This is a genomic window from Variovorax paradoxus (assembly GCF_024734665.1).
GTDB lineage: Bacteria > Pseudomonadota > Gammaproteobacteria > Burkholderiales > Burkholderiaceae_C > Variovorax.
The window spans coordinates 857,055-878,492 of record NZ_CP102931.1; the positions used below are offsets into that span (position 1 = coordinate 857,055).

Consider the following 21,438-nt stretch of genomic DNA (forward strand, 5'->3'; position numbering starts at 1 on the left):
GTCTGCAATGGAGGTAGGGCGCCTGCGCGAAGAGGGCGATCACAACGTGGGCGGCATCCCTGGCCTGTATCTCCAAATCATCGACGGGTCACGCTCGTGGATATTGCGTTACACGATTGAAGAGCCGCGGGGGGCGCTGAGAGTCAGTGATGAGAACAGTCTTGATCGAGGGAGCCGTAGGTGAAGCGTGACGTTGGTCTTGCGAGATTCCTACTGCTTGCCGTTGTGCTTTCCGTGTCAGCGGCAACCGCTTGGCAGATCTGGTCGACTCGAAAGCATGCGCTGGCCGAGATCGACGTCGGCAACCTCAACCTGGCCAAGGCGCTGAACATCTATGCTGACGGTGTCTTCACCCAAAGCGCAGTCCTGTTGCTCGGCCTGTCCGAGCGGCTCGAGGCGGAAGGTCGCGAGCCGGAGAGCCTGCGACGCATACAGTCGTTGGTCAGAGGTCAAGAACAGTTGCTGGACCAACTCAGTGGCATCTCCATCCTTGATGCTCAGGGCGATTCGATCCTGCAATCCAGGACGGGTGGACCCTCCGGCAACAGCAGTGCCGAGCGCGCTTATTTTCTGCACCATCGGAACAGTCCTTCGCGGGATTTTTTCATCGGCCCGCCCATAAAGAGCCGGTCTTCCGGAGAATGGGTGATTACTATCAGTCGGCGCCTTGAAGATCCCGATGGGAAATTCACCGGCGTGGTGGCCGTCACGCTTGCCGTCGAGAGTTTCCTGCAACCCTTTGGATCGATCGACATCGGTAGTAGCGGCGCGATTAGCTTGGCGACCACCAGCGGGCAGTTGTTGGTGCGTTATCCATACCGTGAACAGGACGTGGGCCGAGACTTCTCCAAGTCGCCGAACTTCCTTCGTCACTATGCCGATGTTGCATCGGGCACTGCGTCCTTCCGCTCGAGCCTCGACGGAATTCCGCGAATCTATGCCTTCCGCAAAAGCGATCGCTACCCGGTGGTAACTACTGTTGCACTCGGCCAGAGCGAGGCGTTGCGAGCGTGGCGGCGCCAGTCACTTCTGACGCTCAGCGTGGTTGGCGTTTTGCTCGCGACCATGGCAATGGTGGGCCGGCGTTTGATCATCAACATTCAGCATCGCGTCAGTGCAGAGGCTTCATTGATGGCTGCGCGTGAAGAGCTTTTGAAAGCCAACGGCCAACTCGAACTGCTTGCGACCCAGGATCAGCTCACCGGGGTGGCCAATCGTCGTGGCTTCGATGAGACCTTGAGCTTGGAATGCCGGCGAGCCGCACGAGAAGGAGCCTCTCTTGCCTTGGTTCTCATTGATCTGGATTATTTCAAGCACTTCAATGATACCTACGGCCACTTGGCGGGCGATAAGTGTCTACAGACCGTTGCCGCGGAACTGCAGCATTGCGCTCGCCGTCCGGGAGACCTGGTCGCGCGCTATGGAGGGGAGGAACTGGTTGTGATTCTGCCTCGCACTGATCTGCAGGGCGCCAAAGACGTCGCTGACCTGCTGGTAGCGCGCATCCATGCCTTGAATATTCCGCACCGCGCGAGTCCTCACGGACGTGTCACATGTAGCGCCGGGGCCTCGAGCTTTCAAGGAATCCATGCGGACGGCGTCGAGCGTCGGCTTATCGAAGCTGCCGATCGCGCGCTCTACGAAGCCAAAGAGTCTGGGCGCAACAGGTCGGCGAGTTGAGTGCTGAGTATTTGTAAGCCACCGGCTGGCGCGCCGGTGCATTGGTCAGAGCGACTATTCGTCTGAGATGTAATAGTCCGCTCGAGGCCGTTGCTGACGGCTGGACCGTTTAGGGCGTGATGTCTGTGACGTGTTGAAGCAGAGCGAACGCCACGCGCCATGCGCTTCCGTCAAAGTAGTTTTTGAAGCCGAAGCGATTGGGGGAAGCGGACGAAAATTCGAACACCCGAAAGATGTGGCCATGAAGTTTCTTGATCTGATCGCGTTCTCCAGGCCTTCGATGCACGCCATACGCATCGAACTGAAGCGAGGCAACTCCAATGCAGTCGCGCACTGGCCAGTAGAGTTGGTGTCGTTATGCGCAGCTTGGCAGCAGCGATGTGCAGCCCCCGGATACCTGATGCAGCGAGGGCGACCGAAGCGCTGGGCGGACCTGCAGGCGCACAACTGCTTGAGCTTCTCCTTGTCGAACCTGTCGCGCCCGGACGAATAAAGGTGCGCAGAAGCGCGTTGCCGTCAAGGGAACCTTGCGGGCCAACAACGGGGATGCGTTGGTCACGGCCGCGGTTGCCGGGCTTGGTGTTCTCTACGAGCCCGAATTCATCGTGGCCGACGCCATTCGGCAGGGCGCACTGGAGCGCATTGCACTGGATGCCGATACGGCGGATCTCGGAGGGATCCATCTGGTCCGTGCGCCTGAGCGGGCGCCCCCAGCGAAGGTGCGCGTCGTGAGCGAATTCCTTGTCGCGGCATTCAACCCCAGTCCCCTGGACAATTTCATGATGTGCTACCTGCGCAGACGGCAATTGGACATGGCCGGGCGAGAATCGGCCACGCCAAGCCCGCTCTCTTGTCCTATCCGCCTCGCCAAGCTCTCGTGACGTCCACCGAACTCAAGGGCTTCATCCTCACTCGCCACTGGCGGGATGCTCCCGCCGGCACGGAGATCGAGTACTGGCTGGCAACGGATGCGGGGCCGGTGAAAGTGGTCCTGACCTCCCAAAGCTCCGTCGCATTCGTCGCAACCCAGCACAGGGCAGCGGTAGAAGCGCACCTCGTGGCCATGCCAGGCTTGCAGATACGTGAGCTCGAGCTGAAGACTTTTCATCAGGAACCCGTCACCGGTATCTATGCGAAGCACTTCCGCCAACTCGGCCGGTTGATGCGTGCCCTCCAGGCACAGGGCATTCCCCTGCTCGAAGCCGATGTGCGCCCGCACGATCGCTACCTGATGGAACGGTTCATCACCGCTGGCGTGCTGGTGGAAGGAGGGCGGGCAGACCGCTCCACCATCGTCGACTGCAAGCTCAAGCCAGCGCCCGAGTTCCGGCCGGTGCTGAAGGTGGCGTCGCTGGACATCGAGACCAGCCAGCATGAGGCGCTCTATTCCATTGCGCTGGACGGTATGGCGGACCGCGTCGTCTTCATGCTGGGTGAGCCGCCATCCGGGTCGGGTGGGGCCATGGGCTTTTCGCTCATCTATTGCCCGACCCGCAAGGCCATGATCGAGAAGCTCAACGACTGGTTCGAGCGAAACGACCCGGACGTCATCATCGGCTGGAACGTCATCCAGTTCGACCTGCGAGTGCTTCAGAAGACAGCCAACGAGTGTGGGACGCAGCTCCTTCTGGGGCGGGAGCGGCGGCCCATCGAATGGCGTACTCATCCGGGCAAGCAGGGCTACCTGTTCGCGCCCATGCCCGGCCGGGTGATCATCGACGGCATCGACGCCCTCAAGGCCGCCGTGTGGAGCTCTCCCTCCTTCAGCCTGGAGACCGTCTCGCAAACGTTGCTGGGCGAGGGCAAGGCCATCGGCGACGAGTACGACAAGATGGCGGAGATCGAGCGGCGGTACCAGGAAGACAAGCCCGCGCTCGCGCTCTACAACATCCGGGACTGCGAGCTGGTCCTGCGCATCTTCGACAAGGCGAAGCTGCTGCAGTTCGTGATGGAGCGGGCCCAGACCACAGGCCTGCAGGCCGACCACTTCGGTGGCTCCATCGCCGCGTTCAGCCACCACTACCTGCCGCGGATGCATCGCCAGGGCTACGTGGCGCCGAACGTGGGCGAGATTGCGAGCAAGGCCTACCCCGGCGGCTACGTGATGGACTCGAAGCCGGGGTTCTACGACTCCGTCGTGGTGCTGGACTACAAGAGCCTCTACCCCTCGATCATCCGGACCTTCCTTGTCGATCCGGTCGGCTTCATCGAGGGCTCGAACGCTGGCGACGCGACCATGCTCGTCAAGGGCCCGCAGGGAACTGTCTTCTCGCGCGAGAAGCACTGCCTGCCGGAAATCGTGACCACGCTCTGGCGCGCCCGGGACGAGGCCAAGCGGACGAAGAACGAGCCGCTGTCCCAGGCCCTGAAGCTGCTCATGAACTCCTTCGCCGGCGTGCTGGGTGCGGCCGACTGCCGTTTCTTCAATCCCAAGCTGGTGTCCGCCATCACCCTTCGTGGCCACGAGATGATGAAGCTCACGCGCGAATTCGTGGAAGCCCGGGACTACGAGGTCATCTACGGCGACACCGACTCCATCTTCATCTGGCTCAGGCGTACCCACACCAACGAGAACGCGCACGCCGTCGCGACCACCTTGGTGAGAGACATCAACGCGTGGTGGACGAACTCCCTTCGCGAGGAGCACGGCCTGCAGAACTTTCTCGAGATCGAGTTCGACACCCACTACAAGAAGTTCTTCATGCCGACCATTCGCGGCTCGGACGTGGGCAGCAAGAAGCGGTATGCGGGCCTGAGCGTCGACGCCAACGGCAAGGAGGAGATGGTCTATCGCGGTCTCGAGATGGCCCGAAGCGACTGGACCCCGTTGGCGCGCCAGTTCCAGGAGGGCCTGCTTTCGCGCATCTTCCACGACGAGCCTTACAAGGAGTTCGTGACCGACTATGCAGAGGCGCTGCTGGCGGGCAAGATGGACGATCTGCTCATCTACAGGAAGCGCCTGCGCCACCGCCTCGATGCCTACCTGGTCAACGTACCGCCGCAGGTACGTGCGGCAAGGATTGCCGACGATCACAACAGTCGGGTCAACCGACCCAGGCAGTATCAGAACGGCGGCTGGATCCGGTATGTCATGACTCGCAGCGGCCCTGAACCCATGGAGATTCGTCAGTCCCGAATCGACTACGAACACTACCTGACCAGGCAGCTTCAGCCGATTGCCGATGCCATTCTTCAGCCCATTGGAGAAAGCTTCATGGCTTTGACGACGTCACAGCGCGGGCTCTTCTAGCGAGATCGAATGGAAGTGCTCAAGACCTCTTCAGCTTTTGAGACGGCCGGTTGCCACTTCGACCGCGCGCTCCAGGAGGCAGCGAGTGCAGCCTCAGCCCCAGCGCGACCCAAGCGTAAGATTCCAGCCTCCCCCTACAGACTCAAAAGAGGTCTCGTGCCTTCAATCGTCTCGGTCAATCAGCTTTCCAAGACTTACGCGTCGGGATTCCAGGCACTCAAGCGTGTCGATCTGGATATCCACCAAGGAGAGATATTCGCGCTGCTCGGCCCCAACGGGGCGGGCAAGACAACGCTGATCAACATCATCTGCGGCATCGTCAACCCGAGCGAAGGCACGGTGCTGGCCGATGGGCACGACATCGTCACCGACTTCCGGGCCGCACGCACGAAGATCGGCCTGGTGCCGCAAGAGCTGGCCACCGACGCCTTCGAAACCGTATGGGGCACGGTGAGCTTCAGCCGCGGCTTGTTCGGCTATCCGCCGAATCCGGCCCATATCGAGAAGGTGCTTCGCGATCTTTCCCTCTGGGACAAGAAGGACACCAAGATCATGGCGCTTTCGGGCGGCATGAAGCGTCGCGTGATGATCGCCAAGGCGCTGTCGCATGAACCCCGGATTCTTTTTCTCGACGAACCCACCGCTGGCGTCGACGTGGAGTTGCGACGCGGCATGTGGGAGATGGTGCGCAAGCTGCGGGAAAGCGGCGTCACCATCATCCTGACCACGCACTACATCGAAGAGGCCGAGGAGATGGCCGACCGCATCGGTGTGATCCGCAAGGGCGAGCTCATCCTGGTGGAGGACAAGGCCGCACTGATGAAAAAGCTCGGCAAGAAGCAATTGACGCTGAGCCTTCGGAACGCGCTGACTGCCATTCCCGAAGCACTCGTCGACCGCTACCAGCTCGATCTGGCCGACGACGGCCACTCGCTGATCTATACCTTCGACAAGCAGGGCGACGACAACCAGATCGCCGGCCTTTTGCGCCAGCTCGGCGAGCTCGGCATCGACTTCAAGGACCTGCATTCCTCCGAAAGCTCGCTGGAGGAAATCTTCGTCAGCCTCGTGAGGGGGCAAGCATGAACATGTACGCAATCCGCGCCATCTACCTGTTCGAGATGGCGCGCACGTGGCGCACCCTGATGCAGAGCGTGGCCTCGCCCGTGCTCTCCACGTCGCTCTATTTCGTCGTGTTCGGTTCGGCCATTGGCTCGCGCATGGTGGATGTCGACGGCATCGCCTACGGCGCCTACATCATCCCAGGCCTTGTGATGCTGTCGCTGCTGACGCAGAGCATCGCCAATGCCTCGTTCGGCATCTACTTTCCCAAGTTCTCGGGCACGATCTACGAGGTGCTGTCCGCGCCCGTCTCGTATGTCGAGGTCGTGTGCGGCTACGTCGGTGCGGCGGCGAGCAAGTCGATCATCCTCGGGATCATCATCTTGATCACCGCCCGGTTGTTCGTGTCGTACGAGATCGCGCACCCGCTGTGGATGGTGGCGTTCCTCGTGCTCACCGCGGTGACGTTCAGCCTGTTCGGTTTCATCATCGGCGTCTGGGCCGACGGCTTCGAAAAGCTGCAGATCATTCCCTTGATGATCGTCACGCCGCTGACCTTCCTGGGCGGGAGTTTCTATTCGATCAACATGCTGCCGCCGTTCTGGCAGAAGGTCTCGCTGTTCAATCCGGTGGTCTACCTGATCAGCGGGTTCCGGTGGAGCTTCTACGGCGTCTCCGACGTGAGCCTGCCGATCAGCATGAGCGTGACGCTGGTTTTCCTGGCGCTGTGCCTGGTCGCCGTGCGCTGGATCTTCAAGACCGGGTACAGGCTCAAGGTTTGATTGGGCGTGTAACTACTCGGCGGTTTCATCTTCCTCTTCGTCTTCGGCTTCTTCAGCGCGGCGAACCGTCACGAAGTTTGTAGCGTCTTCCACGAATGCCATGAGCTTTTCGTCGGGCGCCATTCCGCGTACTTCGGTCTGGATGCCGTCGCCATTCTTGTAGTCGACCTGCACGAGCGCAAAGCAGGCCAGCGGCTCTTCCATTTCTCCTTCATCGCCGCCGTCGTACACGGCGACCCACCCTTCGGCGGGCATGATCTGAAGGATCTTCACGTCTTCCATCGAGTTACTCCAAGTTCAAATAAAGATTGCGCGGCGCAGCATATCCCATGGAAAGGGCCCCGAAGGGCCCAGGATCGGCACGCAGGATCAATCGCCATGCATGCAGACAAGAGAAATGCCACCCCCCCATTTCTAGAATTGCTGCAAAGGGGCATCCATGTCACCGCCGCTCGTTCTTGCCCACGCAAGATTGTTCGACGGCGATCGCTACTTCGGTGACGACCACCCCACCATCGGGATTTCGGACGGGAAGATTTCTTCCGTCGAACGAGATGACGGCGAGGGGGCTGCAGGCCCAGACATCCGTCGCGTGAACCTTGGGGGGCGGCTGGTGATGCCGGGCCTCATCGACGCGCACACGCATGCCACCGATCGGTGCTGTCCACGGCCAGTGCCACTTTTCCTGGAGCTCATGGCAAACGAGGACGGCTCCAGTCGAGCCGGGCGCGGCGACATGGCCGCCGGGCCTTCACCTCCCGAAGGCCGTCATCCTGCTCGCGCATAGCGGCGTGAAGCCCTCAGCCCTGCTTGCGCATCGCGAAGCACGCCCCGGCCACGAGGATGAAGGCCCCGATGATGACCTTCTGCCAGGTGCTGGGTACCCCCGCCAGGATCAACACGTTATTGATCAGCGTGACCAGCACCACGCCCAGCAGCGTGCCGCCCACGGTGCCGCTGCCACCGGTGATGCGGGCGCCGCCGAGGATCACGGCGGCGATCACGTCCAGTTCGTTGCCCACCAGGTCGAAAGGATTGGCCAGCCGCGTGCTCGACACATGCACGATGCCTGCGAGGCCCGACAGGAAGCCCGCGTACGCGAACACGAAGACGTGAACGGTGCGCAGGTTGTAGCCCAGCCGCTCCGCGATCGCCAGGCTGCCGCCGATGGCGTACACCGCGCGGCCGATCAGCGTGCGGTTCAGCAGCCACCAGGTCAGCACCGCCGCGCCGGCCAGCACCAGCACGGTGGCCGGCAACACCGCGTGCAGGCCCTGCGGCGTGTCGAAGCGCCAGAGCGCGAGCTTGCCGAAGGCATCCATCGGCAGCGGCACGTTCATGAAGAACACGGTGCCGACAAAGGTCAGCAGGATGCCGCGGTACAGGTACTGCGTGCCGATGGTCACGATCAGCGAGGGCGCCTTGAGCCAGTGCACCAGCAGGCCGTTGAGCACGCCGAGCACCGCGCCGCTGGCCGCACCCGCCACCAGCAGCAGCGCGATCGGCGCTTCCGGAAAGTAGTTCAGCACGAGCTTGGTGATGCTGTACATCGTGAGCGCGGCAATCGCCGCGAACGACACGTCGATGCCGCCCGCGGCCAGCACGATCAGCACGCCGAGCGCGAACAGGCCCAGCACCGTGCAGGCGCGCACGATGTCGAACAGCACCGGCAACTGGAAGAAGCTCGGGTTGATCGCGCCCACCACCAGGCTCACCAGCACGATCAGCGCCAGTGTGAAGACCGAGGGGCGCAGCGCGAGCCAGTGGCGCCAGGACGTGCGGGCCCGGGGCTCGGGCGCTGCGGGCACAGCGGTGGTGTGCGCTTGCATGGTGGAAGCCGTCATGAGAATGCGGGAGAGGGGGTGTCGGAAACCAGCGCGCGGTACAGCTCGCTTTCGGCCAGCCCTTGCGCCTCGAAGTCGTGGGCGATGCGGCCCTTGCGCATCAGCAGGATGCGGTCGCAGTTCTGCAGCAGTTCCTGCAGGTCGTCGCTGACCAGGATCACGCCCAGCCCCTGCTCGGCCAGCCGCTGCACGATGCGGTAGATGGTGTCTTTCGAGCCGACGTCCACGCCCACGGTCGGGCCGTGCAGGATCAGCACCCGCGGATCGATGGCGAGCCAGCGGCCGATGAGCACGCGCTGCTGGTTGCCGCCCGAGAGCGACTGCACCGGGCGGTCCACGTCGGGCGTGGCGATCTGCAGGTCGGCCACGGTGCGTTCGGCCAGCGCCTGGCACTGGCGCGCATCGAGCGCGCCGAAGCGCCCGCGCAGGCGGCCGAGCACGGCCGTGACGATGTTGTCGCGGATCGGCTTGTCGAGAAAGAGGCCTTCGCTGAGCCGGTCTTCGGGCACATAGCCGATGCCCTGGCGGATGCCGTCGGCCGGTGTCTTCAGCGTGATTTCCTTCGCTGCGAGCGAGATGCGGCCGCGGTCTGCGGCTTGCACGCCCGCGAGCGCCATCGCCAGCTCGTTGCGCCCCGAGTCGAGCAGCCCGGTGATGCCCAGGATCTCGCCCTTGTGCAGCGTGAAGCCCACGTCGCTGAACTGCGTGCCGCGGCCCAGCGCTTCGACCTTCAGCAGCGCGTCGCCGTCATGCGAGCGGTGGCGATAGCGGGCGCCGTCGAGCTGCTTGCCGGTCATCCAGTGCGCGAGCTCGGCCTTGGTGAAACCCTTGATCGGCCCCTGCGCGACCTTGGTGCCGTCGCGGAACACGATGGCCTGGCCGCCCATGGCCATGCACTCGTCGAGCTTGTGGCTCACGAACAGCACCGCCACGCCCTGCGCGCGCAGCGCCTCGACCACGTGCACGAGGTTGTCCACTTCCTTCTGCGTGAGCGAGGTGGTGGGCTCGTCCATGATGACCATGCGCGCGCGCGTGGCCACGGCGCGCGCGATCGCCACCAACTGGCGCGTGGCAATGGGCAGTTCGTCGACGCGGCGCGCCAGGAAGGCGGCGTCGGTCGGCAGCTTCACCGTCTCCAGCGCACGTACGGCCGTGGCCGCGACCGCCTTGCCGTCGAAACGCCGCGCCAGCTTGCCGCCGGTGCTCACCAGCTGCTCGCTGAGCGCGACGTTTTCGGCCACGCTCATGTTCGGCAGCAGGGACAGGTCCTGGTAGACCGTCTCGATGCCGAGCGTAAGCGCCTGAAGCGGCGACAGCGCATCGTGCGGCCTGCCGTCGATCACGATGCGGCCCTGGCTCGGCGGCTGCGCGCCCGAGATGATCTTGATCAGCGTGCTCTTGCCGCAGCCGTTCTCGCCGAGCAGGTGGTAGATCTCGCCGGCCTCGATCGTCAGGTCGATGCCGCGCAGAGCGTGCACGCCCGCGAAGCGCTTGTGCACGTCCTGCACCTCAAGAAAGACGCGGCGCCCCGCCGGCGTGGCCGGGGCGTGCGTGGCCTGCATGGAGGGCGCTGCTGCAAGGGTCATGGTTCGCAGGCTCAGAAGGCGTACTTCTTGTAGTTCTGCTTGTCGACCTCGACCCAGGCCTGGCCCGTGACGACGATGCCGACGCCCGGCCCCTTCTTGACCGAGACCTTGTTGTAGCCCGGCACGCCCATGTCGGTGCCGTCGGTGATGGTCTTGCCGTCGATCAGCATCTTGGCTGCCTTGTTCATGACGAGGCCGGCGTCCTTCGGGTCCCAGAAGGCAATGCCGCCGACCGCGCCCGACTCGAGGAACTTGGCCGCTTCGCTGGGCAGGCCCGTGCCGAACACGCAGACCTTGCCCTGCAGGCCGGCTTCTTCCACCGCGCGGCCGATGCCCAGCACGTCGAGCGACGACGAGCCCTGGAAGCCCTTCAGGTCGGGGTGCTTGCGCAGCATTTCCTTGGCCTTGCCGTAGGCCTTCTCGGCGTCGTTGAGCGATTCGTTCTTGGCATCGACCAGCGTCATCTTGGGGTACTTCTTCGCGTTCGAGGCGCCGCCGTCGGCCCACTGCACCTGCGACTGGCTGCCCAGCGAACCCACCAGCGAGGTCCACTTGCCCTGCTGGCCCATGCAGGCCGCCAGGCGCTCGTTGATGCGCGCGCCGTAGGCCGTGTTGTCGAAGGCCTCGATGTCGACCATGGTGTTCTTCTGGTTGTCGGCCTCGTGCGTCACGACCTTGATGCCGCGCTCCATTGCGCGCTTGAGCACCGGCTCCAGCGTGGGCGGGTCCATCGAGACCACGGCGATGGCGTCGACCTTCTTGGCCACCAGGTCTTCAACCAGGCGCTGCTGCTGCGCGGCGTCCGACTGGGCCGGGCCGATCTGGCGCGTGGTCACGCCCGGCGTGCTCGCGCCGAATTCCTTCACCCCCACTTCCATGCGGTTGAACCAGCTGATGCCGGTGATCTTGACCACGGTGACGATGTCTTGCGGCTTGCCCTGCGCGTGCAGCGCCGAGGCAAAGGCCACGGTGGTGAGGGCGAGTGCGGTGCAGGCGATCTTTGTTTTCTTCAGCATGTTGTCTCCTAGCCCTCGGGGTTTCTTTGCGTCGCGCCAGGAGGGAGCTGGTGCGGCGGTGCGCTGGTGCGCGAAGTGGAAAGAAAGACGCGCAGGTCCTGCAGGCCGAAGCGCCCGTAGGCCAGGAAGAACAGCAGCAGCAGGCCCCAGGCGCAGTCGCGGAAGAAGTTGGAAATGCCCAGCAGGTTGAAGGTGCTCGACAGCAGCTGCAGCGCCACTGCCGAGAAGAACAGGCACACCATGCGCCCGTAGCCGCCCTGCGGACGCACGCCCGCCATCACCGTGATGAGGATGGCGATCAGCAGGTAGGAGTTGCCGTAGTCCGACTTCACGCTCGCGGTGCGCGCGGCGATGATCACGCCGGCCACGGCCGCGAGGAATCCGCACAGCGCGTAGGTCGCGATCAGCATGCGGGCCTGCGAGATGCCGGCGTAGCGCGCCGCCTTGGCATTGGTGCCGAGCAGGAACAGGCGGATGCCGAAGGGGCTTTGCCGCAGCAGCCAGCCGACGGCCAGCAGCATCACGAGGAAGATCACGAACGGAATCGGCACGCCCAGCACCATCTCGTTGCCGATGGCCGAGAGCGCCTCGGCATCGCCCACGCGCAGGCTGGAGCCACCCGTGAGCACCACGGCCAGGCCGGTGTAGAGCAGCTGCGTGCCCAACGTGCAGAGGATGGGCGTGAGGCCCGCCTTCGCGATCAGCACGCCGTTGAGGAGGCCGCCGGCCAGGCCCACCGCCAGTGCGATGGCGGCGAACCAGCCGGTGTAGAGCCAGGGCGACACATCGGGCGCGGCCAGCTGCGGCGCGAGGGTGGCAGCCACCACGCCCGCCAGGTTGGCCAGCGCCACGCCCGACAGGTCGATGCCGCCGTTGCCCGAGATCATCGACAGCGCCACGCCCATGGCCAACAGGCCGAGCTCGGGCAGTTGGCCACCCATGGACTGGAAGTTGTAGACGTCGAGAAAGTCCCCTTTGGACAGCACCGTCGCCACCACGAGGATGAGGACGTTGATGCCGACCAGGAAGTTGAGTTCGCGGTCTGAAAACTTGAGTTTCATGGGCGGGGTCCTGTCAGGCGACGCGGGCCAGTAGCGCATCGACTTCGGCACGCGTTGGCATCGAGGGCGCCGTGCCGGCACGCGTCACCGAGATGGCGGCCACGGCCGCGCCGAAGCGCGCCGCCTCGCGGGCGGTGGCGCCCTCAGCCAGCGCGGCCGCAAAGCCGCCGTTGAAGGCGTCGCCCGCGCCGGTGGTTTCCTTCACTGTGCCGGCGCGGAACACCGGGATGTGCTCGGAGCCGCTGGCGCTGTGCAGCAGGGCACCCTTGTCGCCGAGCGTGATGAGCGCGCAGCCCACGCCCTTGGCGAGGAAGAAGTCGCCCGCGCGGCGCGCGTCCTCGATGGTTTCGACGGGCATGCCGCTCAGGGCTGCGGCTTCGTGCTCGTTGGGCGTGATGTAGTCGCACAGCGCGTAGAGCGCGTCGTCGAAGGGCAGGGCGGGCGCGGGGTTGAACACGGTGAGCGTGCCGGCTTCACGCGCAATCTCCAGCCCGCGGCGCGCGGCGGCGGCCGGCTGCTCGAGCTGGGTGACGAACACGCGTGCGCCGCGGATCGCATCGGCTGCCGCATCGACATCGGCGGCATCGATCAGCATCGCGGCGCCTGGCACCACGATGATGGCGTTGTCGCCGGTGACTTCGTGCACGTAGATGAATGCCGCGCCGGTCGGCTGCGCCGTCACTTGCGGCGCACGCGGCGTGATGCCTTCGCGCGACCACAGGGCGAGCGCGTCGTTGCCGAAGGCGTCCTGCCCCAGCTTGGAGATGAACGTGACCCCGGCGCCTGCGCGTGCGGCCGCCACGGCCTGGTTCGATCCCTTGCCGCCCGGGCCCATTGCGAAGCCAGAGCCGGCGATGGTCTGGCCCACGCCCGGAAGGCTGGACGCGCGAAACGCGAGGTCGGCAACGAAGATGCCGAGCACGGCCACGCCGTGCTGCCTGGAAGTGATGACGGTCATGGGGTCAGGCCTGCGGCGCGAGCACGCCTTTTTTGAAGATGAAGCAGCCGTAGAAGCGGCGCTCGCCGGTGGCGACAACGCAGTAGGCGCGGCGCGCGGCTTCGTAGAAGGCGAAGCGTTCGATGGAGCCCAGCGGACGCGAACGCCCCTCGGCCGCATCGATCTCGCGCTGCATTTCTTGCTGCACCGGCGGGATCTCGTGTGGCTGACCCATGATTTCCATGCGGCGCGCCGGATCGTCCACGGCCTCGTCGAGCGGCAGCACCGACAGGATGGCGCGCGCCGCCTCGGTGGTGCCCACGCCGTCGATGCGCAGCAGCCGGCCCAGCGTGGTCTGGCGCGCCACCGAGTCGGCCGGAAAGTTGGCATCGCACAGCACCAGTTCGTCGCCGTGGCCCATGGCGCGCAGGGCGTATAGCACGTCGGCATTGAGCAGCGGATGGATGGACTTCAGCATGCGGACTCCTGGCGATGGAACGGTTCGGTTGGCTGCGATCTTAGAGAAAGAAAACGTTTGCGCAAACGTTTGCTATTGAGGGATTTCCCTTGGTTTTTGACGCTTTGGCGGCACTGCCGACGCTCATTCGCCATAGGGAATCCAGATGTTCTTGACCTGCGTGGCATGGCGCAGGAACAGCGGGCCTTCGGCCGCCGCGCCGTCGTGCCAGTCGGTGGCCAGGCCGTGGTCGACCAGCGTGCGCTTGAGGTTGCCGATCGACAGCCGCTCGGCGGCGCGCGACAGCTCCTTCGCACCGAAGACCCACAGCGCATCGACGTCGTCGTGCTCGGCCAGCGTCTGCGCAAGGCCGGCGGCAGGGCCGGTCACGAGGTTGACCACGCCGGCCGGCAGGTCGGAGGTCTCGAGCACCTGGTAGAAGTCGGTCGCGATCAGCGGATGCTTCTCGCTCGGCACGATCACCGTGCGGTTGCCCATGGCCAGCAGCGGCGCGAGCAGGCTCACGAAGGACAAGAGCGGCGCTTCGTCGGGGCACACCACGCCGACCACGCCGATGGCCTCGACGGTGGCCAGTGCCACACCGCGCAGCGGCGGCACGTGCACCGTGCCCTCGTACTTGTCGGCCCATGCACCGTAGGCGAAGAGGCGGCTTACGGCGGCGTCGACTTCGGCCTGTGCGGCGCGTGCGGCCACGCCGGTCAGGCTTGTGAGGCGCGCAGCGAATTCGCCGGCGCGCGCTGAGAGGTTTTCGGCCAGGTAGTAGAGCGCCTGGGCACGGCGATGCGGCGTGGCGCTCGACCAGGCCGTGGCGGCGCGCGCGGCGGCCACGGCGTTGCGGATGTCCTTGCGGTTGCCGGTGCCCACCTCGCCGAGCCGCTGGCCGGTGGCGGAGAACACGGGGTGCGAGAGCTCGCCATCCGGGCGCACCTGCTTGCCGCCGATGAACAGCTTTGCAGTGCGGTCGATGGCCGGAAGCCCTGCGGCGACCGGTGCCTTGTCTGCCTCGTTCGCAGCTTGGGCAAATGCAGTTGCCGAACGCGGCTTGCGCTCGGCCCATGCGCGCGGCTTCAGGTATTCGTAGCAGCCCTCGCGTCCGCCTTCGCGGCCGTAGCCCGATTCGCGGTAGCCGCCGAAGCCCACGCCCGCGTCGAACAGATTGGTTGCGTTGACCCACACCACGCCGGCCTGCAGCTGCGGCGCGATACCCAGCGCAAGGCCGATGGTCTCGCTCCACACGCTGGCCGCGAGACCGTAGCGCGTGTTGTTGGCCAGTGCCACGGCCTCGTCGGGCGTGCGGAAGGTCATGGTCACCAGCACCGGGCCGAAGATCTCTTCGGTCGCAACGGTGGAAGCAGGGTGCACACCCGTCAGCAACGTGGGCGGAAAGAAGCTGCCGCCCGCGGGCAGCACGCCCGGCGGCTGGTAGCAGACTGCGCCTTCGCGCACGCCGGTGGCCACCAGCGAACGCACGCGTTCGAGCTGCGAGGAGTCGATCAGGCTGCCGATGTCGATCGCCTTGTCCAGCGGCAGGCCCACGCGAAGGCTCTGCATGCGGCGCTTGAGGCGTTCGATGAAGTCGGCCGCAATGCCTTCCTGCAGCAGCAGCCGCGAGCCGGCGCAGCACACCTGGCCCTGGTTGAACCAGATGGCGTCAACCACGCCTTCCACGGCGGCATCGATGTCGGCGTCGTCGAACACGATGAAGGGCGACTTGCCGCCCAGCTCCAGCGTGAGCGACTTGCCCGAGCCGGCGGTGGCTTCGCGGATCAGGCGGCCCACGTCGGTCGAGCCGGTGAAGGCGATCTTGTCGACGCCTTCGTGCGCCACTAGCGCCGCGCCCGTGGCACCGTCGCCGGTCACCACGTTCAGCACACCGGCGGGCAGGCCGGCCTGCGCCGCGAGTTCGGCGAACAGCAGGGCGCTCAGCGGCGTGAACTCCGCGGGCTTGAGCACCACCGTGTTGCCCAGCGCCAGCGCGGGCGCGATCTTCCAGGCCAGCATCAGCAGCGGGAAGTTCCAGGGAATGATCTGGCCGATCACGCCCAGCGGCACCTGGTCGGCGAACTCGCGCTCCTGCAGCTGGGCCCAGCCGGCGTGGTGATAGAAGTGGCGCGCCACCAGCGGCACGTCGAGATCGCGGGTCTCGCGGATCGGCTTGCCGTTGTCCAGCGCCTCGACCACCGCGAGCAGGCGCGCATGGCGCTGCACCATGCGCGCCAGGGCGTACAGATGCCGTGCACGGCCGTGGCCGCCGAGTGCCAGCCAGCCGGGCTGCGCGGCGCGCGCCGCGGCGACAGCGGCGTCCACGTCCTGCGCGGACCCCTGTGCGATGCCAGCGAGCCGCTGGCCGGTGGCTGGTTCGGCCGTGTCGAAATGCGGGCCGGCCGATGCGGGGGTGAAGTGCCCGCCGATGAAATGGCCGAAGCCCTCTGCATGGCGCGAGAGCCATTGGCGGGCGTCGGTGTCGCTCTCTGGCGCGGGGCCGTAGTCCATGGTGTCGAAATAGCGTGCGACGCTGCTGTTGCTGCTCATCGGGTCATCCGATCGGGTGGCGGTGGAAGGCCGAGTAGCGGCCCGTGACGTGGTGTTCCAGCTGGCGCTCGATGTCGGCCAGCAGGGTGGAGGCGCCGATGCGGAACAGGTCGGGCTCGAGCCAGGCGCGGCCCAGCTCTTCCTTCATGAGCACCTGGTAGTCGAGCGCGGTCTTGGCGGTGGAGACACCGCCGGCGGGCTTGTAGCCCACGCGAAAACCCGTGCGGGCTTCGTACTCGCGGATCATGCGCAGCATCACCAGCGTGACCAGCGGCGTGGCGTTCACGCCTTCCTTGCCGGTGGAGGTCTTGATGAAATCGGCGCCGGCCATCATGCAGACCATCGAGGCCTTGGCGACGTTGCGCAGCGTCTTGAGTTCGCCGGTCGCGAGGATGGCCTTCACGTGCGCATCGCCCGCTGCCAGGCGAAAGTCGCGCATCTCGTCGTAGAGCTTTTGCCACTGCCCGGTGAGCACGTGTTCGCGCGTGATGACGATGTCGATCTCGGCCGCGCCGTCGCGCACCGAAGCTTCGATCTCCTTGAGCTTGAGCTCGTGCGGAATCAGCCCCGCCGGAAAGCCCGTGGACACCGCCGCCACCGGAATGCCGGTGCCCGCGAGCGCATCCACGGCCGTGGCCACGAAGCGGTGATAGACGCAGACCGCGCCGGTGTGCAGCGTGCGATCTGCAAAGCCCAGCGCGGCCAGCAGGTCGGGGCGCACGGGGGCCACGGCCTTGGCGCACAGCCTGCGCACGCGCTCGGCCGTGTCGTCGCCGTTGAGCGTGGTCAGGTCGATGCAGGTGATGGCCTTGAGCAGCCAGCCGGCCTGTGCATCTTTCTTGACCGAGCGGCGACCGGGCAGCGTGGCCACGCGGCGTTCGGCGGCCGAGAGGTTGACGCGGATGTTGTCGAACCAGCCGGCGTCGAAGGGTTGCGCGGTGTTGCGTGCGATGGGGTGTGGCTTTTTGTCGTGCGTCGTCGCGGTGGCAGCGGCTGGAGGCGACGCAGTCGCGGCGGCCGGAATGGGGCGCGAGCGCACCGCGCCGCTGGCGCGAACGAGGGAAGTGGAAGTCATGGAGTGAAGGGCGCCGGGGCGCGCAGGCGCCGCGTGAGCGGCAGGCAGGCAAGGGGCATGTCTTTGTCTCCGATCGTTGTGCAGGCCGCCGTGCAGGGCCGGTGGCGCATTGGCGTGAATGTTATTTCAATAACATTTATCTGTGCAAGATGTTTTTTAAATAACATTTTCGATGCCCGATACTAGGGTGAATCGACATTCAAACGGGGCCGCGTTGGCCCGCTTTGCACCCGGATGCGCGAAGGGCGGCGCAGGCCAGAGTCATCTCTGGCCAAGCCGCCCGACAAAGCAGGCGGGTGCAAAGCGGGCCAACCCGAAGGGAAGGACGAATGCCGGGCGCAGTGCGGCGTTGCGGCTCGCTTGCGTAGCTAAGCTACGCGGCGCTCACCGCGCCTTGCACTGCACCCGGCATTCGTCCTTCGCGGCCCCGTTTGAATGTCGATTCACCCTAGGGCTTGTGGACCAGAGGAACCAGAACATGCGAAAGACCGCCGGCGCCGAGGCCCGGGCCTTGCGCCTTGCAAAGATGCAGGAGCTCGTCGAGGCCGGCGGACCGTTGCCGATCAAGCAGGCCGCCCAGCGGCTGGACGTGACGGAAATGACGATCCGCCGCGACCTGTCGGCCGCCGACTCGCCGCTTACCGCCCTCGGTGGCTACGTGCTTGCCACAACGCTGCCGGGCGCCGACAGGTACTCGCTCGACGAGGCCAGCGACCAGCACGCGGCGCACAAGCGCGTGGCCTGCGAACGCGCCGCCACGTGGGTGCAGGCGCACGACAGCCTGTTCATCGACTGCGGCACCACCATGGTCCATTTCGCGGAGGCCTTGCCGCCCGACATGCCGCTGAGCGTGGTGTGTTACTCCACGAACATCGCGTCGATCTTGAGCCGCCGGCCGAACACGCAGTTGATGCTGCTGGGCGGGCTGTACCACGCGTCGTCGGCCACGTTCTTTTCCGACGAGGGGCTGCAATATCTCAACCGGCTGGGCGTGAACAAGGCCTTCATTTCAGCCGGCGGACTGGACCTGGAGCGGGGCGCGAGCTGCTCCAATTTTCACGAAGTGCCGGTGAAGCAGGCGGCGATCCGCAGTGCGTCGCAGAGCTTCCTGATCGTGGATGAAAGCAAGCTCAACCGCCTGCGGCCCGCGTTCTTCAGTCCGCTCGATGCGTTTGCGCGCATCGTGGTGGGCGGGGCGCCCGTGCCGGGTCTGCGCAAGCAGTTCAAGGATTTGCCGATCGAGTTTGCGCGGCCCACAACCGCTTGAATCAAGACGCGCCCGCAGTCGGCCGCAACGCAAAAGGCGGCTACAGCCTGAAAGCCTTCGCCATCTCCACCGCCGCCTGCTTGTCGAAGGCATTGATCTCGTCGATCAGCTCGTTGGTGAACAGCCGGTTCGGATCGCCCAGCTCCTCGGCCAGTTTGGGGTTCTTGCTGCTCTCTGCGGTCATCTCGATGTTGGCCTTCCACTCGGCCAGCGACGACGCGCCGATGCGCTGGTCGGGATCGTCCGGCCGGCGCATCCAGCTGTTCTTGCGGTCCTTCAGGACGAACGCCAGTTCCTTGCGCACCTCTTCCTCGCTGCGGCCCTTGGGCCGGCTTTCGGGGTACACGGCCCAGTGCAGATCGATGCCGACATCGAGGTTGTTGTGCGCAAAGATCGTTGACTTCGCGATGCCGCGGAACAGCGCCACCAGCGCCTTGCGCTCCTCCTTCAGCAGCTTGCGCGGCACGCAGATCCAGCCGGACCCCACCTGGGCGAACTTCGGCGTGATCGGTACGTAGCGCAGCTTCGTGCCCATCAGCTCGATGCGCGCCGCGGCGGTGTCGAAGCTCACCACCACGTCGACGCGATCGTTGTCTATCGCAGCGCCGGCCGGCGCACCGTCGCCGATGGCGATGTATTCGCACTTGTCGTCCTTCAGGCCCAGTTCGGCGAGCATGGTCTTGGTGACCACGATGCCGCTGTCGCCCTGGCTGCGCACGCCGATGCGCTTGCCCGCCAGGTCTGCCGCCGACTTGATCGGGCTGCCCGGCTTCACCACGATCACGTTGGCATTGCGCGGCAGCCACTTGTACACGCTCACCAGGTCCAGCGTCGGGTCCTTGGCCATCGCCGGCAGCAGGATGCCGGGCACGGCGGGCCCGAAATCCACGTGGCCGCCGCGCAGGCTTTGCAGCGCCTGCGTCATGTTCGACATGTTGACGTACTCCACGTCCACGCCGCCGGGCTTGTAGAAGTTCAGCTTCGGATGCTGGCCCGCAGTCACGAAGCACTGCTGCGGGTCGTTGACCGCCGCGGTGTTCGCCACCTTCATCACGCGCAGGTTCTGCGCCAGTGCCGGCAGCCCGCCGGCGAGTCCGAGGGCACCCAGCCCCAGGCCGAAATCACGTCGCGTCAACATGGTCCACTCCTTGCCGGCACGGGGCCGGCCACGTTGGAAGAAAACAGTCGTTCGTGCGGCTGGAGGCGCCCGCCGCACAAGGGCGAGTCAAACGTTCACGGTGCGCTGCGAGGTGTCGGCAGGCATCCAGTGCAGCACCCGCCGCTGCACGCGGCGCAGCAGTCCTGTCAGCAGGATGCCGATGACCGAGAGCACGACGCATACCGCGAAGCTGCCGCCGGTGTCGGCCTGCGCCTCCATCTGCAGGATCAGCACGCCCAGGCCGGCCTGGGCGCCGACGAACTCACCCACCACCGCGCCCACCACGCTGAAGGCGGCAGCCATGTTCAGGCCGGCGAAGATGTAGGGCAGGGCACTCGGGAACTTGGCCTTGCGGAAGATCTGCCAGCGCGTGGCAGACAACGACCGCAGCAGGTCGATGCGGTCCGGATCTACTGCCTTGAAGCCCGCGATGCCGGTCACAAGCACCGGGAAGAAGGTGAGCAGGCAGATGATCACCACCTTGGAGCTGATCCCGAAGCCGAGCCAGACCACGATGATCGGGGCCACCGCCACCTTGGGCACGCTCTGCAGCGCGGCCACGTAGGGTTCCAGCAGCGCCTCCAGCTTCGGCATCTGCGAGACCACGATGCCGATCGCCAGGCCGATGCCGCTGCCGATGAAAAAACCCAGCAGGATCTCGGCGAGGGTCACGCCGCCGTGGTACCAGAAGCCGTCTTTCGCCATCGGCCCGGTGGCGAAGCCACGCCAGAGCGCGACTGCGATGTCGCTGACCGGCGGAACCAGGTGCCTGGGCAACTTGAACACCCGCACGGCCGCTTCCCACGAGCCGAGCAGCGTGATCAGCAGCAGGATGGATTGCACGCGCGTGGAGGCCAGCGGGTTGGCGCGGCGCGGGCGCGGCGTCTTCTTGGGCGGGGCGGCAACGGCGTCGGGCTGCGCGGTGGAATCGGAGGTCAACGTGGCGGTCGTCATGGCAGCGTCCTTTCAGTCGAATGAAGCGGCGTGCGAGAAGCGCTCGCGGATGGAGGCGGAAGCCGACGCGAAGGCCGGATGCGACATCGCCTCCATCGTTCGCGGCCGCGGCAGGTCGATGGGCAGCACGCGCTCCAGCGTGCCCGGGCGAGGCGACATCACGAACACCTTGTCGCCCAGGAACACGGCCTCGGGAATGGAGTGCGTGATCAGCACGACGGTCTTGCCGCTCTCCATCCAGATGCGCTGCAGCTCGAGGTTCATGCGCTCGCGCGTCATCGCGTCCAGTGCGCCGAAGGGCTCGTCCATCAACAGGATCTTTGGGTCGTGCAGCAGCGCACGCGCTATCGAGGCGCGCTGCTGCATGCCGCCGCTCAACTGGCGCGGCAGCTTGTGCTCGAAGCCGTCGAGGCGAACCATGTGCAGCAGCTGCATGGCGCGCTCGCGCGCCTTCTTCGTGTCCAGCCCGATCACCTCGGCCGGCAGCATCACGTTCTCCAGCACCGTGCGCCAGGGCAGCAGGATCGAGCTCTGAAACACCACGCCCACGTCGCGCCGCGTGCCCTGGATCGGCTGGCCGTCGAGCATCACGCTGCCGACCTGGTAGTCGAGCAGCCCGGCCAGGATGCGCAGCAGCGTGCTCTTGCCGCAGCCGCTGGGGCCGACGATGGTGACGAAGCTGCCCTGCTGGATGCTGCAGTCGATCTGCTAGAGCGCGAGCACGCCTTCGCTGCCTGCGCCGAAGTGCTTGGACA

Annotated in this window: 19 protein-coding genes; 7 read left to right on the forward strand and 12 right to left on the reverse strand. The window is 65.6% G+C overall.

The genetic code is table 11. The features are described 5' to 3' along the window. Window positions 1-180: 180 nt before the first annotated feature. The 6 genes from NWF24_RS04070 to NWF24_RS04095 all read left to right on the forward strand — a co-directional run bounded on the left by NWF24_RS04070 (window position 181) and on the right by NWF24_RS04095 (window position 6,774). Window positions 181-1,680 (forward strand): diguanylate cyclase domain-containing protein, encoded by a 1,500-nt coding sequence (locus NWF24_RS04070; protein WP_258353091.1) that lies wholly within the window; start codon window positions 181-183, stop codon window positions 1,678-1,680. A gap of 133 nt (window positions 1,681-1,813) precedes the next feature. Further along, window positions 1,814-2,173, forward strand: coding sequence for a hypothetical protein (locus NWF24_RS04075; RefSeq protein ID WP_258353092.1), 360 nt, complete (start codon window positions 1,814-1,816; stop codon window positions 2,171-2,173). A 34-nt stretch (window positions 2,174-2,207) separates the two neighbouring features. Then, window positions 2,208-2,561, forward strand: a complete 354-nt coding sequence (locus NWF24_RS04080; RefSeq protein WP_258353093.1) for a LysR substrate-binding domain-containing protein — start codon at window positions 2,208-2,210, stop codon at window positions 2,559-2,561. After that, entirely contained in the window at window positions 2,558-4,930 is a 2,373-nt protein-coding gene (locus NWF24_RS04085; RefSeq protein WP_258353094.1) for a DNA polymerase II, read from the forward strand. The genes NWF24_RS04080 and NWF24_RS04085 overlap by 4 nt, the downstream gene beginning before the upstream one ends. A gap of 156 nt (window positions 4,931-5,086) precedes the next feature. Next, window positions 5,087-6,016 (forward strand): ABC transporter ATP-binding protein, encoded by a 930-nt coding sequence (locus tag NWF24_RS04090; protein WP_258355234.1) that lies wholly within the window; start codon window positions 5,087-5,089, stop codon window positions 6,014-6,016. Next, window positions 6,013-6,774 carry an ABC transporter permease gene (locus tag NWF24_RS04095; protein WP_258353095.1) on the forward strand — a complete coding sequence of 254 codons (762 nt, stop codon included), beginning with the start codon at window positions 6,013-6,015 and terminating at the stop codon, window positions 6,772-6,774. The genes NWF24_RS04090 and NWF24_RS04095 overlap by 4 nt, the downstream gene beginning before the upstream one ends. A gap of 12 nt (window positions 6,775-6,786) precedes the next feature. Here the strand turns inward: NWF24_RS04095 and NWF24_RS04100 are convergent, their stop codons facing one another. The 9 genes from NWF24_RS04100 to deoC form a co-directional block, all read right to left on the reverse strand. Beyond that, a complete protein-coding gene (locus tag NWF24_RS04100; protein WP_258353096.1) occupies window positions 6,787-7,056 on the reverse strand; it encodes a hypothetical protein in 270 nt (89 codons plus the stop codon). 518 nt (window positions 7,057-7,574) lie between these two features. Further along, window positions 7,575-8,618, reverse strand: coding sequence for an ABC transporter permease (locus tag NWF24_RS04105; protein WP_258353097.1), 1,044 nt, complete (start codon window positions 8,616-8,618; stop codon window positions 7,575-7,577). Further along, complete coding sequence (locus NWF24_RS04110) at window positions 8,615-10,204, reverse strand: sugar ABC transporter ATP-binding protein (protein WP_375338438.1); 1,590 nt, start codon at window positions 10,202-10,204, stop codon at window positions 8,615-8,617. The genes NWF24_RS04105 and NWF24_RS04110 overlap by 4 nt, the downstream gene beginning before the upstream one ends. Before the next feature lie 11 nt (window positions 10,205-10,215). Next, on the reverse strand, window positions 10,216-11,220 hold the full coding sequence (locus NWF24_RS04115) for a substrate-binding domain-containing protein (protein ID WP_258353098.1): 1,005 nt from the start codon (window positions 11,218-11,220) through the stop codon (window positions 10,216-10,218). Window positions 11,221-11,228: 8 nt separating this feature from the next. After that, window positions 11,229-12,281 (reverse strand): ABC transporter permease, encoded by a 1,053-nt coding sequence (locus NWF24_RS04120; protein WP_258353099.1) that lies wholly within the window; start codon window positions 12,279-12,281, stop codon window positions 11,229-11,231. Window positions 12,282-12,294: 13 nt separating this feature from the next. Further along, complete coding sequence (gene rbsK, locus NWF24_RS04125) at window positions 12,295-13,239, reverse strand: ribokinase (protein ID WP_258353100.1); 945 nt, start codon at window positions 13,237-13,239, stop codon at window positions 12,295-12,297. A 4-nt stretch (window positions 13,240-13,243) separates the two neighbouring features. Further along, window positions 13,244-13,696 carry an RbsD/FucU family protein gene (locus tag NWF24_RS04130; protein ID WP_258353101.1) on the reverse strand — a complete coding sequence of 151 codons (453 nt, stop codon included), beginning with the start codon at window positions 13,694-13,696 and terminating at the stop codon, window positions 13,244-13,246. A 123-nt stretch (window positions 13,697-13,819) separates the two neighbouring features. Next, window positions 13,820-16,228, reverse strand: coding sequence for an aldehyde dehydrogenase family protein (locus NWF24_RS04135; protein ID WP_258353102.1), 2,409 nt, complete (start codon window positions 16,226-16,228; stop codon window positions 13,820-13,822). A gap of 4 nt (window positions 16,229-16,232) precedes the next feature. Continuing rightward, window positions 16,233-17,303 (reverse strand): deoxyribose-phosphate aldolase, encoded by a 1,071-nt coding sequence (gene deoC / locus NWF24_RS04140; protein WP_258353103.1) that lies wholly within the window; start codon window positions 17,301-17,303, stop codon window positions 16,233-16,235. A 478-nt stretch (window positions 17,304-17,781) separates the two neighbouring features. Here deoC and NWF24_RS04145 point away from each other — a divergent pair, with 478 nt between their 5' ends. Beyond that, a complete protein-coding gene (locus NWF24_RS04145) occupies window positions 17,782-18,570 on the forward strand; it encodes a DeoR/GlpR family DNA-binding transcription regulator (RefSeq protein WP_093059624.1) in 789 nt (262 codons plus the stop codon). 40 nt (window positions 18,571-18,610) lie between these two features. Here the strand turns inward: NWF24_RS04145 and NWF24_RS04150 are convergent, their stop codons facing one another. The 3 genes from NWF24_RS04150 to NWF24_RS04160 all read right to left on the reverse strand — a co-directional run bounded on the left by NWF24_RS04150 (window position 18,611) and on the right by NWF24_RS04160 (window position 21,388). Further along, entirely contained in the window at window positions 18,611-19,708 is a 1,098-nt protein-coding gene (locus NWF24_RS04150; RefSeq protein WP_258353104.1) for an ABC transporter substrate-binding protein, read from the reverse strand. 87 nt (window positions 19,709-19,795) lie between these two features. Next, the gene (locus NWF24_RS04155; RefSeq protein ID WP_258353105.1) at window positions 19,796-20,683 is read right to left on the reverse strand and encodes an ABC transporter permease; all 888 of its coding nucleotides are present in this window, start codon (window positions 20,681-20,683) and stop codon (window positions 19,796-19,798) included. Between the two features lie 12 nt (window positions 20,684-20,695). Continuing rightward, the gene (locus NWF24_RS04160; RefSeq protein ID WP_309148879.1) at window positions 20,696-21,388 is read right to left on the reverse strand and encodes an ABC transporter ATP-binding protein; all 693 of its coding nucleotides are present in this window, start codon (window positions 21,386-21,388) and stop codon (window positions 20,696-20,698) included. Window positions 21,389-21,438 lie beyond the last annotated feature (50 nt).

Excerpts from the sequence above, each read along its gene's own strand:
- NWF24_RS04095 (WP_258353095.1), top strand. The coding sequence starts at position 6,013 with ATGAACATGTACGCAATCCGCGCCATCTACCTGTTCGAGATGGCGCGC.
- NWF24_RS04100 (WP_258353096.1), bottom strand. The coding sequence starts at position 7,056 with ATGGAAGACGTGAAGATCCTTCAGATCATGCCCGCCGAAGGGTGGGTC.
- NWF24_RS04105 (WP_258353097.1), bottom strand. The coding sequence starts at position 8,618 with ATGACGGCTTCCACCATGCAAGCGCACACCACCGCTGTGCCCGCAGCG.
- NWF24_RS04110 (WP_375338438.1), bottom strand. The coding sequence starts at position 10,204 with ATGACCCTTGCAGCAGCGCCCTCCATGCAGGCCACGCACGCCCCGGCC.
- NWF24_RS04115 (WP_258353098.1), bottom strand. The coding sequence starts at position 11,220 with ATGCTGAAGAAAACAAAGATCGCCTGCACCGCACTCGCCCTCACCACC.
- NWF24_RS04120 (WP_258353099.1), bottom strand. The coding sequence starts at position 12,281 with ATGAAACTCAAGTTTTCAGACCGCGAACTCAACTTCCTGGTCGGCATC.
- rbsK (WP_258353100.1), bottom strand. The coding sequence starts at position 13,239 with ATGACCGTCATCACTTCCAGGCAGCACGGCGTGGCCGTGCTCGGCATC.
- NWF24_RS04130 (WP_258353101.1), bottom strand. The coding sequence starts at position 13,696 with ATGCTGAAGTCCATCCATCCGCTGCTCAATGCCGACGTGCTATACGCC.
- NWF24_RS04135 (WP_258353102.1), bottom strand. The coding sequence starts at position 16,228 with ATGAGCAGCAACAGCAGCGTCGCACGCTATTTCGACACCATGGACTAC.
- deoC (WP_258353103.1), bottom strand. The coding sequence starts at position 17,303 with ATGACTTCCACTTCCCTCGTTCGCGCCAGCGGCGCGGTGCGCTCGCGC.
- NWF24_RS04145 (WP_093059624.1), top strand. The coding sequence starts at position 17,782 with ATGCGAAAGACCGCCGGCGCCGAGGCCCGGGCCTTGCGCCTTGCAAAG.
- NWF24_RS04150 (WP_258353104.1), bottom strand. The coding sequence starts at position 19,708 with ATGTTGACGCGACGTGATTTCGGCCTGGGGCTGGGTGCCCTCGGACTC.
- NWF24_RS04155 (WP_258353105.1), bottom strand. The coding sequence starts at position 20,683 with ATGACGACCGCCACGTTGACCTCCGATTCCACCGCGCAGCCCGACGCC.